General features: G+C 68.3%; 15 protein-coding genes. 11 read left to right on the forward strand and 4 right to left on the reverse strand.

Annotated elements, in window-relative coordinates; genetic code table 11:
• Positions 1-87 precede the first annotated feature (87 nt).
• From KY5_RS27865 to KY5_RS27910, 10 genes are all read left to right on the forward strand, one after another.
• The gene (locus tag KY5_RS27865) at positions 88-525 is read left to right on the forward strand and encodes a hypothetical protein (protein ID WP_098244799.1); all 438 of its coding nucleotides are present in this window, start codon (positions 88-90) and stop codon (positions 523-525) included.
• A gap of 276 nt (positions 526-801) precedes the next feature.
• Entirely contained in the window at positions 802-1,569 is a 768-nt protein-coding gene (gene atpB, locus KY5_RS27870; protein WP_098244800.1) for a F0F1 ATP synthase subunit A, read from the forward strand.
• A 78-nt stretch (positions 1,570-1,647) separates the two neighbouring features.
• Positions 1,648-1,902 carry an ATP synthase F0 subunit C gene (gene atpE / locus KY5_RS27875; protein ID WP_098244801.1) on the forward strand — a complete coding sequence of 85 codons (255 nt, stop codon included), beginning with the start codon at positions 1,648-1,650 and terminating at the stop codon, positions 1,900-1,902.
• Positions 1,903-1,941: 39 nt separating this feature from the next.
• On the forward strand, positions 1,942-2,490 hold the full coding sequence (locus KY5_RS27880) for a F0F1 ATP synthase subunit B (RefSeq protein ID WP_055543558.1): 549 nt from the start codon (positions 1,942-1,944) through the stop codon (positions 2,488-2,490).
• A complete protein-coding gene (locus KY5_RS27885) occupies positions 2,487-3,311 on the forward strand; it encodes a F0F1 ATP synthase subunit delta (RefSeq protein WP_098244802.1) in 825 nt (274 codons plus the stop codon). The genes KY5_RS27880 and KY5_RS27885 overlap by 4 nt, the downstream gene beginning before the upstream one ends.
• 112 nt (positions 3,312-3,423) lie before the next feature.
• The gene (gene atpA / locus KY5_RS27890) at positions 3,424-5,016 is read left to right on the forward strand and encodes a F0F1 ATP synthase subunit alpha (protein ID WP_098244803.1); all 1,593 of its coding nucleotides are present in this window, start codon (positions 3,424-3,426) and stop codon (positions 5,014-5,016) included.
• A 20-nt stretch (positions 5,017-5,036) separates the two neighbouring features.
• Positions 5,037-5,954, forward strand: a complete 918-nt coding sequence (locus KY5_RS27895; RefSeq protein ID WP_098244804.1) for a F0F1 ATP synthase subunit gamma — start codon at positions 5,037-5,039, stop codon at positions 5,952-5,954.
• The gene (atpD, locus tag KY5_RS27900; protein ID WP_098244805.1) at positions 5,954-7,396 is read left to right on the forward strand and encodes a F0F1 ATP synthase subunit beta; all 1,443 of its coding nucleotides are present in this window, start codon (positions 5,954-5,956) and stop codon (positions 7,394-7,396) included. The genes KY5_RS27895 and atpD overlap by 1 nt, the downstream gene beginning before the upstream one ends.
• Positions 7,397-7,528: 132 nt before the next feature.
• Complete coding sequence (locus KY5_RS27905; protein WP_098244806.1) at positions 7,529-7,900, forward strand: F0F1 ATP synthase subunit epsilon; 372 nt, start codon at positions 7,529-7,531, stop codon at positions 7,898-7,900.
• Positions 7,901-8,026: 126 nt separating this feature from the next.
• Entirely contained in the window at positions 8,027-8,476 is a 450-nt protein-coding gene (locus tag KY5_RS27910; RefSeq protein WP_055696800.1) for a DUF2550 domain-containing protein, read from the forward strand.
• Between the two features lie 78 nt (positions 8,477-8,554).
• On the opposite strand, the gene KY5_RS27915 is transcribed toward KY5_RS27910, so the two are convergent.
• The 3 genes from KY5_RS27915 to KY5_RS27925 all read right to left on the reverse strand — a co-directional run bounded on the left by KY5_RS27915 (position 8,555) and on the right by KY5_RS27925 (position 12,447).
• Positions 8,555-10,369, reverse strand: coding sequence for a glycoside hydrolase family 18 chitinase (locus KY5_RS27915; protein WP_234362890.1), 1,815 nt, complete (start codon positions 10,367-10,369; stop codon positions 8,555-8,557).
• Positions 10,370-10,609: 240 nt separating this feature from the next.
• Positions 10,610-11,260, reverse strand: coding sequence for a response regulator (locus tag KY5_RS27920; RefSeq protein WP_098244808.1), 651 nt, complete (start codon positions 11,258-11,260; stop codon positions 10,610-10,612).
• The gene (locus tag KY5_RS27925) at positions 11,257-12,447 is read right to left on the reverse strand and encodes a sensor histidine kinase (protein ID WP_098244809.1); all 1,191 of its coding nucleotides are present in this window, start codon (positions 12,445-12,447) and stop codon (positions 11,257-11,259) included. The genes KY5_RS27920 and KY5_RS27925 overlap by 4 nt, the downstream gene beginning before the upstream one ends.
• Positions 12,448-12,672: 225 nt before the next feature.
• Here KY5_RS27925 and KY5_RS27930 point away from each other — a divergent pair, with 225 nt between their 5' ends.
• Positions 12,673-13,275 (forward strand): hypothetical protein, encoded by a 603-nt coding sequence (locus KY5_RS27930; RefSeq protein WP_234362891.1) that lies wholly within the window; start codon positions 12,673-12,675, stop codon positions 13,273-13,275.
• Here KY5_RS27930 and KY5_RS27935 read toward each other — a convergent pair.
• Positions 13,272-13,844: a cob(I)yrinic acid a,c-diamide adenosyltransferase gene (locus KY5_RS27935; RefSeq protein WP_098244810.1), complete on the reverse strand. Its 573-nt coding sequence runs from the start codon at positions 13,842-13,844 to the stop codon at positions 13,272-13,274. The genes KY5_RS27930 and KY5_RS27935 overlap by 4 nt on opposite strands.
• Between the last annotated feature and the right edge of the window lie 11 nt (positions 13,845-13,855).

Genomic DNA, 13,855 nt, shown 5'->3' on the forward strand with positions numbered 1-13,855 from the left:
GTCCATTGGCCCGAGGGACCCTCTCGACCCGGGTCTACGCTCGTCCATGACGACACCCTGCCCCCATCAGTAAGCGGAGCTGCCGCCATGCCGTCTCAAGACGCCCGAAATCTCCTTCAGTCCGCTGTGCCCACAGCTGCCGTCGGCGCGATCGTCGCCGCGGTCAGCGCCGTGGTCGCCGGCGGCAAGGGGGCCATCGGCGCTGTCGTCGGCACCCTGGTCGTCATCGCCTTCATGGGGCTCGGTCTGTTCGTTCTGCAGAAGACGGCAAAATCGCTTCCGCAGTTGTTCCAGGCAATGGGGCTGATGCTCTATGTCGCGCAACTCCTGCTGCTGCTCTTCTTCGTGGCCCTGTTCAAGGACACGACTCTGTTCAACCCGAAGGCGTTCGCCGTCGGACTTGTGGTGGCCACCGTCGCGTGGATGGCAGCGCAGGCCCGAGCGCACATGAAGGCCAAGATCCTTTACGTCGAGCCCGACTCCGATAACAGCAATAAGCCGGAGAAGTCGGGGTCCTCGCAGTGAAGGGTAGGGGCGGGATAAATGCCCGTTCGAGATGCTGCTATCGTCCGGTGCCAACTGCGGCACTGCTGGCGCGGGCATCTGAGCTGACGCCTGCACGATCGCGAGGCTCGATGCCTGAACGCCGCTCCCACTTCCGAAACACCAGTCCGGTGCCGACCCGCGGCCGCGCGCCGCGCCGACACGACAACGAGGTTGCCGTACCTATGCGTCACGCCGAAGGAGCCCGCGGTGAGTGCTGACCAAACTGAGCTCGCCTTTGACTGGAGCTGTCGGATCATGTCCGACGGATGCGGCTTCCCGGCTCCGGGCCTGCACTCGTTCCTCTTCAAGCCGATCTTCACCGTCGGCGGGTTCGAGTTCAACAAGGTCATGCTGCTCGCCCTGTTGACCACGCTCGTCGTCATCACCTTTTTCTACGTGGCGTTCGGCAAGGCCAAGTTGGTGCCGGGCAAGCTGCAGATGGTCGGTGAGGCCGGCTACGACTTCGTACGACGCGGGATCGTCTACGAGACGCTGGGCAAGAAGGAGGGCGAGAAGTACGTCCCCCTGATGGTCTCGATCTTCTTCTTCGTCTGGATCATGAACATCTGGTCCGTGATCCCGCTGGCCCAGTTCCCGGTGTCGTCGGTCATCGCGTACCCGGTCGTGCTCGCCGTCCTGGTCTACGTGCTCTGGGTGTCCCTGACCTTCAAGCGTCACGGGTTCGTGGGCGGCTGGAAGAACATCACGGGCTACGACAACTCGCTCGGTCCGATCAAGTGGCTCGTGTCGTTCATCGAGTTCTTCTCGAACCTGCTCGTGCGTCCCTTCACGCACGCCGTGCGACTCTTCGCCAACATGTTCGCCGGTCACCTGATGCTGGTGATGTTCACCGTCGCCTCCTGGTACCTGCTGAACAGCTACATGATCCCGGCCGCCGGTGTCTCCTTCGTGATGACCGTGGTCATGATCCTCTTCGAGCTCTTCGTGCAGGCTGTCCAGGCGTACGTGTTCGTGCTCCTCGCCTGCTCGTACATCCAGGGCGCTCTCGCCGAGCACCACTGAGTCTGCCCGACCTCACAAGCCCCTAGATCGTCCGGTGGCCAACCCCCACCGGCCAGTGAAAGAGAAGGAAGTAACGGCATGTCCGCTGCTCTCGACATGGTCAACCTCGCCGCCGACAAGGGTGTCACCGGCTCCCTCGGTTCCATCGGCTACGGCCTCGCCGCGATCGGCCCCGGCATCGGCGTCGGCATCGTGTTCGGTAACGGCACGCAGGCCCTGGCCCGTCAGCCCGAGGCCGCCGGCCTGATCCGCGCCAACCAGATCCTCGGCTTCGCCTTCTGTGAGGCGCTCGCCCTCATCGGCATCGTCATGCCGTTCGTGTTCGGTCGCTAAGCAACAGCTACCTGACACTTTTCGACGAAAGGCATTGATGTGATCGCCAACCTGGTTCAGCTGGCGGCCGAGGAAGAGCAGAACCCGCTCGTCCCGCCGGGTCCTGAGCTGCTCGTCGGCGCCCTTGCCTTCGCCATCGTCTTCTTCTTCTTCTGGAAGAAGCTCCTCCCGAACATCAACAAGGTTCTGGACGAGCGCCGGGAGGCGATCGAAGGCGGTATCGAGAAGGCCGAGGCCGCTCAGACCGAGGCCCAGAGCGTTCTTGAGCAGTACAAGGCTCAGCTCGCCGAGGCTCGTCACGAGGCCGCGCGTCTGCGCCAGGAGGCGCAGGAGCAGGGCGCCCAGCTCATCGCCGAGATGCGGGCCGAGGGCCAGCGTCAGCGCGAGGAGATCGTCGCCGCCGGTCACGCGCAGCTCGCCGCCGACCGCAAGGCCGCCGCGCAGTCGCTGCGTCAGGACGTGGGCCAGCTGGCCACCGACCTGGCCGGCAAGCTCGTCGGTGAGTCCCTCGAGGACCACGCCCGGCAGAGCCGCACGATCGACCGCTTCCTCGACGAGCTCGAGGAGAAGGCCGAGGCAACTCGATGACAGCGCACGGAGCGAGCCGCGAGGCCCTGGCCGCCGCGCGTGAGCGCCTCGACGCGCTGACCGACAGCACCTCGGTCGACGCGAAGAAGCTCGCCGACGAGCTGGCCTCGGTCACCGCGCTGTTCAACCGTGAGGTCTCGCTGCGCCGGGTCCTGACCGATCCGGCGCAGTCCGGTGAGGCCAAGGCCGAGCTCGCGGGCCGTCTCCTCACCGGCCAGGTGGGCGGCGAGACCGCCGACCTGGTGAGCGGCATGGTGCGCTCGCGCTGGTCGCGTTCGCGCGACCTGGTGGACGCCCTCGAAGAGCTGGCGGACCTCGCCGACCTGACCGGTGCGCAGAAGTCCGGCGCCCTGGACAACGTCGAGGACGAGCTCTTCCGGTTCGGCCGGATCGTCGCGTCGAGCACCGAGCTGCGGGCCGCGCTGACCGACCGCGCCGCCACCGGTACGGCCAAGGGCGAGCTGCTGCGCAGCCTGCTCGGCGGTCGCGCCGAGACCGTCACGGAGCGGCTGATCGAGCGCCTTGTGACCGCGCCGCGTGGACGTAGCCTGGAAGAGGGACTCGAGTCCCTCTCCAAGCTGGCCGCGGACCGCCGCAACCGCATGGTCGCCGTCGTCACTTCCGCTGTTCCGCTCTCGGATCAGCAGAAGCAGCGCCTCGGCGCCGTCCTGGCGAAGGTGTACGGACGCCCGATGCACCTCAACCTCGACGTGGACCCCGAGGTCCTCGGCGGGATCACGGTCCAGGTGGGTGACGAGCTGATCAACGGCTCGATCGCGGACCGCATCGAGGAAGCCGGTCGCCGCGTGGTCGGCCAGTAATTCAACAAGCATGACCTACGGCCCTAGTTGGGCCGTGCAGAGGATTCCTGGGGGCTGACCCCAGACCCCCCAAGAAAACTTTCGGGCCCAACAAGGAGAGCAGGGAACCCAGATGGCGGAGCTCACGATCCGGCCGGAGGAGATCCGGGACGCGCTGGAGAACTTTGTCCAGGCGTACAAGCCGGACGCGGCCTCGCGCGAGGAGGTCGGTACGGTCACCCTTGCCGGCGACGGCATCGCGAAGGTCGAGGGCCTGCCCTCGGCCATGGCCAACGAGCTGCTGAAGTTCGAGGACGGGACCCTCGGTCTCGCGCTGAACCTTGAAGAGCGCGAGATCGGTTCGATCGTCCTCGGTGAGTTCAGCGGCATCGAGGAGGGCCAGTCGGTCAGCCGTACCGGCGAGGTCCTGTCGGTCGCGGTGGGCGAGGGCTACCTCGGCCGCGTCGTCGACCCGCTCGGCAACCCGATCGACGGCCTCGGCGAGATCGACACCGTCGGGCGTCGCGCCCTTGAGCTGCAGGCCCCCACGGTCATGCAGCGCAAGTCGGTGCACGAGCCGATGGAGACCGGCTACAAGGCCGTCGACGCGATGACCCCGATCGGCCGTGGCCAGCGTCAGCTGATCATTGGTGACCGCCAGACGGGCAAGACCGCCCTGGCCGTCGACACGATCATCAACCAGCGCGACAACTGGCGCTCGGGCGACGTGAACAAGCAGGTGCGCTGCATCTACGTCGCCATCGGTCAGAAGGGTTCCACCATCGCCTCCGTGCGCGGTGCCCTCGAAGAGGCCGGCGCCCTGGAGTACACGACCATCGTCGCCGCCCCGGCGTCCGACCCGGCCGGCTTCAAGTACCTGGCGCCGTACACCGGTTCGGCCATCGGCCAGCACTGGATGTACGAGGGCAAGCACGTCCTCATCATCTTCGACGACCTCTCGAAGCAGGCCGACGCCTACCGCGCCGTGTCCCTGCTGCTCCGTCGCCCGCCGGGGCGCGAGGCCTACCCGGGTGACGTCTTCTACGTCCACTCGCGTCTGCTCGAGCGCTGCGCCAAGCTCTCCGACGAGCTGGGCAAGGGCTCGATGACCGGTCTGCCGGTCGTCGAGACCAAGGCGAACGACGTGTCGGCGTTCATCCCGACCAACGTCATCTCCATCACCGACGGCCAGTGCTTCCTGGAGTCGGACCTCTTCAACGCCGGTCAGCGCCCCGCGCTGAACGTCGGTATCTCCGTCTCCCGAGTCGGTGGTTCCGCGCAGCACAAGGCGATGAAGCAGGTTTCCGGCCGTCTCCGCGTGGACCTCGCCCAGTTCCGCGAGCTGGAGGCGTTCGCCGCCTTCGGTTCCGACCTGGACGCCGCGTCGAAGGCCCAGCTCGAGCGCGGCCAGCGCATGGTCGAGCTGCTCAAGCAGCCGCAGTACGAGCCGATGGCGACCGAGGACCAGGTCGTGTCCGTGTGGGCCGGTACCACCGGGCGCATGGACGAGGTGCCGGTCAAGGACATCCGCCGCTTCGAGCGCGAGCTGCTCGAGTACCTGCACCGCAAGGAGCAGGGCCTCATGACCTCCATCAAGGAGGGCGGCAAGATGTCGGACGACACGCTCACCGCTGTCGGCGACGCCATCGCGGAGTTCAAGAAGCAGTTCGAGACCTCGGACGGGAAGCTTCTCGGCGAGGACGTTCCGGCCGCCGCCGGCAAGTGACGACGGAAGGGACCTGACTCATGGGAGCCCAGCTCCGGGTCTATAAGCGTCGCATCAAATCCGTCACCGCGACCAAGAAGATCACCAAGGCGATGGAGATGATCGCCGCCTCGCGTGTCGTCAAGGCACAGCGCAAGGTGGCGGCCTCCACGCCGTACGCGACCGAGCTCACCCGCGCGGTCACCGCGGTCGGCACGGGCTCGAACACCAAGCACCCGCTGACGACGGAACCGGAGGCGGCGACGCGCTCCGCGGTGCTGCTCCTCTCGAGCGACCGCGGTCTCGCCGGTGCCTTCAACTCCAACGCCATCAAGGCCGCGGAGCAGCTCACCGCGCGTCTCGAGGCCGAGGGCAAGGAGGTCGACTCGTACATCGTCGGCCGCCGTGGTCTGGCCCACTACAAGTTCCGCGAGCGCAAGGTCGTGGAATCGTGGTCGGGCTTCACCGACGAGCCCACGTACGCGGACGCCAAGAACATCGCGGCACCGCTGATCGAGGCGATCGAGAAGGAGACGGCGGAGGGCGGCGTGGACGAACTCCACATCGTCTACACCGAGTTCGTCTCGATGATGACGCAGACGGCCATCGACGGCCGCCTGCTGCCGCTCAGTCTCGAAGAGGTCGCGGAGGAGTCGCCCACCAAGGGCGAGATCCTTCCGCTGTTCGACTTCGAGCCGTCGGCGGAGGACGTCCTCGACGCCCTGCTGCCGCGCTACGTCGAGAGCCGTATCTACAACGCGCTGCTCCAGTCGGCTGCTTCCAAGCACGCCGCCACGCGCCGCGCGATGAAGTCGGCGACCGACAACGCCGGGGATCTGATCAACAGCCTCTCCCGGCTTGCCAACGCGGCCCGCCAGGCCGACATCACCCAGGAAATCAGCGAGATCGTCGGCGGCACTGCAGCCCTGTCCGACGCGACCGCGGGGAGTGACAAGTAATGACGACCACTGTTGAGACGGCCGTTGCCACGGGCCGCGTCGCCCGGGTCATCGGCCCGGTCGTCGACGTGGAGTTCCCCGTCGACGCGATGCCGGAGATCTACAACGCCCTGCACGTCCAGGTCGACGACCCGGCCGAAGAGGGCGCCAAGAAGACGCTGACCCTCGAGGTCGCCCAGCACCTGGGCGACGGCGTGGTCCGCGCGATCTCGATGCAGCCCACCGACGGCCTGGTCCGCCAGGCGCCCGTCACCGACACTGGCACGGGCATCTCGGTGCCGGTCGGCGACGTGACCAAGGGCCGGGTGTTCAACACCCTCGGTGAGGTTCTGAACGACGACCCGTCCACGGTCGCCGACGCCGAGCGCTGGACCATCCACCGCAAGGCCCCGGCGTTCGACCAGCTCGAGTCGAAGACCGAGATGTTCGAGACCGGCCTGAAGGTCGTCGACCTTCTCACCCCGTACGTCAAGGGTGGAAAGATCGGTCTGTTCGGTGGTGCCGGTGTCGGCAAGACCGTGCTCATCCAGGAAATGATCGTCCGTGTGGCCAAGCTGCACGACGGTGTCTCCGTCTTCGCGGGCGTCGGCGAGCGCACCCGTGAGGGCAACGACCTCATGGTCGAGATGGACGAGGCGGGCGTGCTGGACAAGACCGCCCTGGTCTTCGGCCAGATGGACGAGCCGCCGGGCACGCGTCTGCGCGTCGCCCTGGCCGGTCTGACCATGGCGGAGTACTTCCGCGATGTGCAGAAGCAGGACGTGCTGTTCTTCATCGACAACATCTTCCGCTTCACGCAGGCCGGTTCCGAGGTCTCGACCCTGCTCGGCCGCATGCCCTCCGCGGTGGGCTACCAGCCGAACCTGGCCGACGAGATGGGTCTCCTCCAGGAGCGCATCACCTCGACCCGTGGTCACTCGATCACCTCGATGCAGGCGATCTACGTCCCCGCGGACGACCTGACCGACCCGGCCCCGGCCACCACGTTCGCCCACCTCGACGCGACGACGGTTCTCTCCCGTCCGATCTCCGAGAAGGGCATCTACCCGGCCGTGGACCCGCTGGACTCCACGTCCCGCATCCTGGACCCGCGCTACATCGCGCAGGACCACTACGACACCGCCATGCGTGTCCGTACGATCCTGCAGAAGTACAAGGACCTCCAGGACATCATCTCGATCCTCGGCATCGACGAGCTCGGCGAAGAGGACAAGCTCGTCGTCAGCCGTGCCCGTCGCGTGGAGCGCTTCCTGTCCCAGAACACCCACGCCGCCAAGCAGTTCACCGGCGTGGACGGTTCGGACGTGTCCCTCGACGAGTCGATCGCGGCCTTCAACGCGATCTGCGACGGCGAGTACGACCACTTCCCGGAGCAGGCGTTCTTCATGTGCGGTGGTCTCGAGGACCTCAAGAAGAACGCCAAGGAGCTCGGCGTCTCCTGAGCCCCGTAGCTCATCTCGGAGAGGGGCGGGTACACCCCGCGCAGGGGCCGTGTCCCGCCCCTCTTCGTACGCCCACTAGAATTTGACCCAACACCCGGCTGAACCGCCGGGTGGTGACCCGAGGAGCCACCCTTGGCTGCTGAGCTGCATGTCGAGCTGGTCGCAGCGGACCGCAGTGTCTGGTCCGGTGAGGCCACCCTGGTCGTCGCGCGCACCACGTCCGGCGACATCGGCGTCATGCCCGGTCACCAGCCGCTGCTCGGTGTGCTGGAGTCGGGCCCGGTGACCATTCGTACGAGCGACGGCAGCACTGTCGTCGCCGCCGTCCACGGGGGATTCATCTCCTTCGCGGACGACAAGCTGTCGCTGCTGGCCGAGATCGCGGAGCTGTCCGACGAGATCGACGTCCAGCGTGCGGAGCGGGCGCTGGAGCGCGCGAAGTCGGAGGCCGACGCCTCCGCCGAGCGGCGTGCCGACGTCCGACTGCGTGCGGTGGCGCGCTGACCCCAGCGCGCGGCGTAACGTGACTCAGCCGCGGCCAGGTCCGGGAACATTCCGGACCGGGTCGCGGCTGAGGCAATGCGGGTGCAATGTATTGGTCCGTTCGAAGAGGCGAGGAGGTCGGTGCCGATGATCCTCACTCTGCTCGTGTGCGGACTTGCTGTGATCGCGCTGGTATTGGTGGGGCTCTTCGTCTTCGGCCTGCGCCGTCGGCTGATCCAGCGCTCCGGCGGAACGTTCGATTGCAGCCTGCGCTGGAACGCGCCCGAGAAGGGCGACACGTCCGGCAAAGGCTGGGGCTACGGGGTCGCCCGCTACAACGGTGACCGGATCGAGTGGTTCCGTGTCTTCTCCTACGCTCCCCGTCCTCGCCGTGTCCTCGAACGCTCGGCCATCGAGGTCGTCGACCGCCGCGCCCCGGACGGCGAGGAGGAGCTGGCCCTGCTCTCCGACGCCATCGTCCTCGGCTGCCTGCACCGCGGCGTCCGCCTCGAACTGGCGATGAGCGAGGACGCGCTCACGGGTTTCCTGGCGTGGCTGGAGGCGGCGCCTCCGGGCCAGCGGGTGAACGTGGCGTAGGGCGGACGGCAACACGAAAGCCCGGGAGACAGGGGGCGTACCCGTCTCCCGGGCTTTTACGTGCGGACCTGCGCCGGACTACTTGAGCCCGTCGTTGATCGCGCTCACCAACTCACCGTTGGTGGTGTCGCCACTGAACTCCCAGAAGAACGCCCCACCGAGCCCCTGGTCCTTGGCCCAGGTCATCTTGGCGCGGACGGTGGCGGGCGTGTCGTACGACCACCAGTTGCTGCCGCAGTGGGCATACGCCGTACCGGCGACCGTCCCGTTGGACGGGCAGGAGTTCTTGAGGACCTTGTAGTCCTCGATGCCCGCCTCGTACGTGCCGGGCGCCGCGCCGGTGGCCGTGCCGCCCGGCTCCTTCTGGGTGACACCGGTCCACCCGCGACCGTAGAAGCCGATGCCGAGCAGCAGCTTGGCGGAGGGCACGCCCTTGGCCTTCAGCTTGGCGATGGCGGCCGCGGAGTTGAAGCCGTCCTTCGGGATGCCGGAGTAGGACGTGAGCGGCGAGTGCGGGGCCGTCGGTCCCTTGGCGTCCCACGCGCCGAAGAAGTCGTACGTCATCACGTTGTACCAGTCGGCGTACTGCGAGGCGCCGCCGTAGTCCGCGGCGTCGAGCTTGCCGCCGTTGGAGCCGTCGGCGGAGATCGCGGCCGTGACGAGGTTCTTGGTGCCGAACTCGTTGCGGAACGCCTGCATCATGTTCTTGAAGACGGCCGGGCCCGAGGTGTCGCAGGACAGGCCGCAGGCGTTCGGGTACTCCCAGTCCAGGTCGATGCCGTCGAAGACGTCGGCCCAGCGCGGGTCCTCGACCAGGTCGTGGCAGGACTTGGCGAAGGCCGCCGGGTTCTTCATGGCGTCGGTGAAGCCGCCGGACCAGGTCCAGCCGCCGAAGGACCAGAGGATCTTGATGTTCGGGTACTTCGCCTTCAGCTTGCGCAGCTGGTTGAAGTTGCCGCGCAGCGGCTGGTCCCAGGTGTCGGCGACGCCGTCGACGCTCTGGTCGGCGGTGTACGCCTTGTCGGTGGCCGCGTAGGCGTCGCCCATGGTGCACTTGCCGCCCTGGACGTTGCCGAAGCTGTAGTTGATGTGCGTGATCTTGCCGGCCGAGCCGGAGGTGGCGATGTTCTTCGCGTGGTAGTTGCGCTGGTAGACGCCCCACTCCGTGAAGTAGCCGAGCTTGACCTTGTCACCGGGGCCCGGGCCCGGGTCGGTGCTGCCCGTGGTGCGGACCTTGACGGCGTCGCTCGCGGGGCCCGTCTGGTCGGCCGTGTCGCGGGCCTGGACGGTGTAGGAGTAGTCGGTGCCCTTGGTCAGGCCCGTGTCGGAGTACGACGTCCCCGTCACCGTGGCGACCTTGGCGCCGTCGCGCAGGACGTCGTAGTTCTTGACGCCCTTGTCGTCGGTGGCGGCCTTCCAGTCGAGCTTCACCGAGGTGTCGGTGATGCCGGAGGCCACGGGGGCGCCCGGGGCGCTCGGCGGGTTGTCGCCGGGGACGCTGCCGCCGTCACAACTGCCGCCGTTGAGCGTGCACTTGGAGGGGGCGCCGGAGCCCGTGCCGTTGAACCCGAAGGTGACGGAGGCGCCGGGGGCGAGCGTCCCGTTCCAGGCGAGGTTCTTGGCGGTCCAGCGGGTGCCGGAGTTGGTGACGGTGGCGTCCCAGGCCGAGGTCACCTTCGTGTCGGCGGGGAAGTCCCACTGGACGTTCCACGAGCTGAGCGTGGTGGTGCCGGTGTTCTTGACGGTCCACTTGCCCTCGAAGCCGCTGCCCCAGTCCTGGGTCTTGGCGTACGTGGCGGTGGCCTCGGGAGCGGCCTCGGGGGCCGCCTCGGCCGAACCGCCGAGGGCGACCAGCGTGGCGAGCGGAAGCAGCAGGGTGGTCAGTCCGGCCACGGTTCGGTGTCTGAGTCTGGGTCTTGAGCGTGCGTGCTGGCTCTGTGTGAAGCGCACGAGGTGCTCCTCGGGTGAGTTCCGGGGGTCTGAGGGGTTGGGACCCTGCGCCGCCCGTGAGCACGTGGAACACGTGGGGGAGTGCTCACCGCAGTGCGGTGAGAATAGAAAGGTCTGGACCAGCGGTCAAGAGGTCTGAACCAATGGCCGGATTGTGCCCCTCGTGCCTCGCGCGCCAGGGATTCAGATCCCCAACTCCTGCGCGAGGACCGCCGCTTGGACCCGGCTGCGCAGCTCCAGCTTGCCGAGCATCCGGCTCACATGGGTCTTCACCGTCGCCTCCGCCATGGAGAGCCGGTCCGCGATCTCCGCGTTGGACAGGCCGTCGCCGATGCACGAGAGGACCTCGCGCTCGCGGCGCGTGAGGCTCTCCAGGACGGCCGGGTCCGGCGCGTTCTCCCTGCGTACGGCCTTGGCGGGGGCGGCGAACTCCGCGATCAGGCGGCGCGTGACGGCCGGTGCGATCAGGCCCTCGCCGCGCGCGACCGTGCGCACCGCTTCGAGCAGGTCCTTCGCCTCGGTGTTCTTCAGGAGGAACCCGGAGGCACCCGCGCGCAGCGCCCCGAAGACGTACTCGTCGAGGTCGAACGTGGTCAGGACGAGGACGTCCGCAAGTCCCTCGGCGACCACCTGGCGCGTTGCCGACACCCCGTCGAGGCGCGGCATCTGAATGTCCATCAGGACCAGGTCGGGGCGCAGCTCGCGGGCGAGCTCGACGGCCTGCTCCCCGTCCGCGGCCTCGCCGACCACCTCGATGTCTAACGCGCTGCGCAGGATCAGGACGAGTCCCGCGCGCACGGCTGACTGGTCCTCGGCGACCACCACCCGGATCATTCCTTGACTCCTTCGTCCGCGGGGTCGACGGGCAGGGCCGCGGACACGGTCCACACCTTGCCGTCGTGGGTGCTCTCGGGGCCCGATGTGAAGGTGCCGCCGAGCAGTTCGGTGCGTTCGCGCATGCCGACGAGCCCGGCTCCCGAGCCGGGCGCGCGGGGTCCCGACGGGTCGTCGTACGGGCTGGTCACCTGGACCGTCAGGGCGCGCGACTCCTGGGCGAGCGCCACGGTGACGGGGCCGGGGGAGGCGTGCTTGAGGGCGTTGGTGAGGGACTCCTGGACGATGCGGTACGCCGCCATCTCGACCGGCGCGGGCAGCTTCGGCGCGTCCGGGGCGCGGGCGTCGTCGAGGGTGACGGCGAGGCCGTTGGTGCGGGCACCCGCGATCAGGGAGGTCAGGCCGTCGAGGGTGGGCGCGGCCGCCGGTTCCAGGTCACCGCTGTCGGAGCGCAGGATGCCGATGAGGCGGCGCATCTCGGCGAGGCCCTCGACGCTGTTCTCGCGGATGACGCCGAGCGCGTCCTTGCTGGTCTGCGGGTTGTCCAGGGAGAGCGCGGCCGTGGAGTGGATGGCGATCGCCGAGAGGTGGTTGGCGACCATGTCGTGCAGCTCGCGGGCCATCCTCGCGCGCTCGGCGGTGACCGCCTGGACGCGGTCCATCTCGGCGAGCAGCGCGGTCTGCTCCGCGCGCAGCCTGGCGGCGTCCGCGGCCTCGCGGTGGTTGCGCACGAGGACGCCCGTGGTGGCGGGCGCGAACGAGATCACTCCGGCGAGTACGCCGATCAGGATGGCCTGCGGGTCCTGGAACCAGGCGAGGAACCCGACGGTGAGCACGACCGTGATCAGGCCCGTGGTGACCGGGATGCGGCGGGCCGCGGCCGGGGTGCCGTACAGGACGGCCGCGTACACGATGTCCGTGAACATGATGATCGACGCGAGGTTGCCGTCGGTGAACTGGTCGGCGATCAACGCGAGCGTGGCCACGGTCAGGGCGAACTGCGGAGCCGTGCGGCGCAGCAGCGACAGGCAGGCGAGGACGGCCAGCGGGATCAGGGCCCAGTCGGCGTCCAGCGGCCGGTCCGTCTGCGCGTGCAGCCCGAGCGCCCACAGCGCGAGCCCGCTGAGCAGGCTGGCCGATGCGATGCCGACATCGACGCGGTGCGGGCGGGCGGGGGACAGGGCCATGACCCCATCCAACACGGTGGACCGGGGGCCCTGCCTGGTCCTGGGGGAGGAGCCCGGCCGGTGGCGACTACATCGAACTGCCTACCGCGCCCGTCGCGGCGGCGCCGCGGGGGTGCCGCTACATCGAAGGATGCAGTCCCACTTCGTCACTGGTGACGACGATCGACGGCGCACGCGAGGAGAGCCTTGAAGGGCGAGCGAGGGAACGACCTGGAGGAGTGCGCCGTGATCGTCACACTGATCATCATCTGCGAGGTCGGCTTCTGGGTGCTGATCGCCGCGGGCCTCGCCCTGCGGTACTGGGCGAAGAAGCCGCGCGCGAGCGTCGCCGTGCTGCTGTGCCAGCCGCTGCTCGAAGCGCTCCTCTTCGTCGCCACCGCGATCGACCTGAAGAACGGCGCGGAGCCGGACTGGAAGCACGGCCTGGCCGCCGTCTACATCGGCTACTCCGTCGCGCTCGGCCACTACACGATCAAGTGGGTGGACGTCCGCGTCGCCCACCGCTTCGCCGGAGGCCCCGCGCCGAGCACCCCGAAGTACGGCACCCGCCGCGCCCTGCACGAGTGGGGGATCGCCGCGCGCTGGATTGCCGCGGCCCTGATCGCCATGGCGCTGCTCCAGGGCGCGATCTGGTACGTGGGCGAGGGGAACACCGAGTCGCTGCGGGGCTGGCAGCAGACGATGCTCTGGCTGATCGGCATCAACGTGGTCATCGCCGGTTCGTACACGCTGTTCCCGAAGAAGGCTCCGGCGTTCGAGCCGCAGGAGCCGCAGGAGCCGCAGGAGCCGCGGGAGACGGACCGCCGGAGCTTCCTCAGCAAGCGCTAGCGCTCCCCGCCCGGCACCCAGAGCACGTCCCCGACCTCCTTGTTGGCCGCACGGGCCAGGATGAACAGGAGGTCGGAGAGGCGGTTCAGATACGTCGCGGTCAGCGGGTTCATGACCTCACCGTGGGCCTCGAACGCCGCCCACGTGGAACGCTCGGCGCGCCGCACCACCGTGCATGCCTGGTGCAGCAGCGCCGCGCCCGGCGTACCGCCCGGCAGGATGAAGCTGCGCAGCTTCTCCAGCTCTTCGAGGAAGCGGTCGCAGTCCGCCTCCAGCTTGTCGATGTAGGACTGCTCGACGCGCAGCGGCGGGTACTCGGGGTCCTCGACGACCGGTGTGGAGAGGTCGGCGCCGACGTCGAAGAGGTCGTTCTGGACCCGTACGAGGACCTTCACGACCTCCTCGTCGAGCGAGCCGAGCGCGATCGCGGTGCCGATGGCGGCGTTCGCCTCGTTGGCGTCGGCGTACGCCGCGATCCGCAGATCGGTCTTGGCGGTCCTGCTCATGTCTCCGAGGGCCGTCGTCCCCTGGTCGCCGGTCCGGGTGTAGATGCGCGTCAGATTGACCATGCGGCCAGCGT

Origin of the sequence: Streptomyces formicae (genome assembly GCF_002556545.1) — a bacterium.
GTDB classification, from domain to species: Bacteria; Actinomycetota; Actinomycetes; order Streptomycetales; family Streptomycetaceae; genus Streptomyces; species Streptomyces formicae_A.

Excerpts from the sequence above, each read along its gene's own strand:
- KY5_RS27865 (WP_098244799.1), top strand. The coding sequence starts at position 88 with ATGCCGTCTCAAGACGCCCGAAATCTCCTTCAGTCCGCTGTGCCCACA.
- atpB (WP_098244800.1), top strand. The coding sequence starts at position 802 with ATGTCCGACGGATGCGGCTTCCCGGCTCCGGGCCTGCACTCGTTCCTC.
- atpE (WP_098244801.1), top strand. The coding sequence starts at position 1,648 with ATGTCCGCTGCTCTCGACATGGTCAACCTCGCCGCCGACAAGGGTGTC.
- KY5_RS27885 (WP_098244802.1), top strand. The coding sequence starts at position 2,487 with ATGACAGCGCACGGAGCGAGCCGCGAGGCCCTGGCCGCCGCGCGTGAG.
- atpA (WP_098244803.1), top strand. The coding sequence starts at position 3,424 with ATGGCGGAGCTCACGATCCGGCCGGAGGAGATCCGGGACGCGCTGGAG.
- KY5_RS27895 (WP_098244804.1), top strand. The coding sequence starts at position 5,037 with ATGGGAGCCCAGCTCCGGGTCTATAAGCGTCGCATCAAATCCGTCACC.
- atpD (WP_098244805.1), top strand. The coding sequence starts at position 5,954 with ATGACGACCACTGTTGAGACGGCCGTTGCCACGGGCCGCGTCGCCCGG.
- KY5_RS27910 (WP_055696800.1), top strand. The coding sequence starts at position 8,027 with ATGATCCTCACTCTGCTCGTGTGCGGACTTGCTGTGATCGCGCTGGTA.
- KY5_RS27920 (WP_098244808.1), bottom strand. The coding sequence starts at position 11,260 with ATGATCCGGGTGGTGGTCGCCGAGGACCAGTCAGCCGTGCGCGCGGGA.
- KY5_RS27925 (WP_098244809.1), bottom strand. The coding sequence starts at position 12,447 with ATGGCCCTGTCCCCCGCCCGCCCGCACCGCGTCGATGTCGGCATCGCA.
- KY5_RS27935 (WP_098244810.1), bottom strand. The coding sequence starts at position 13,844 with ATGGTCAATCTGACGCGCATCTACACCCGGACCGGCGACCAGGGGACG.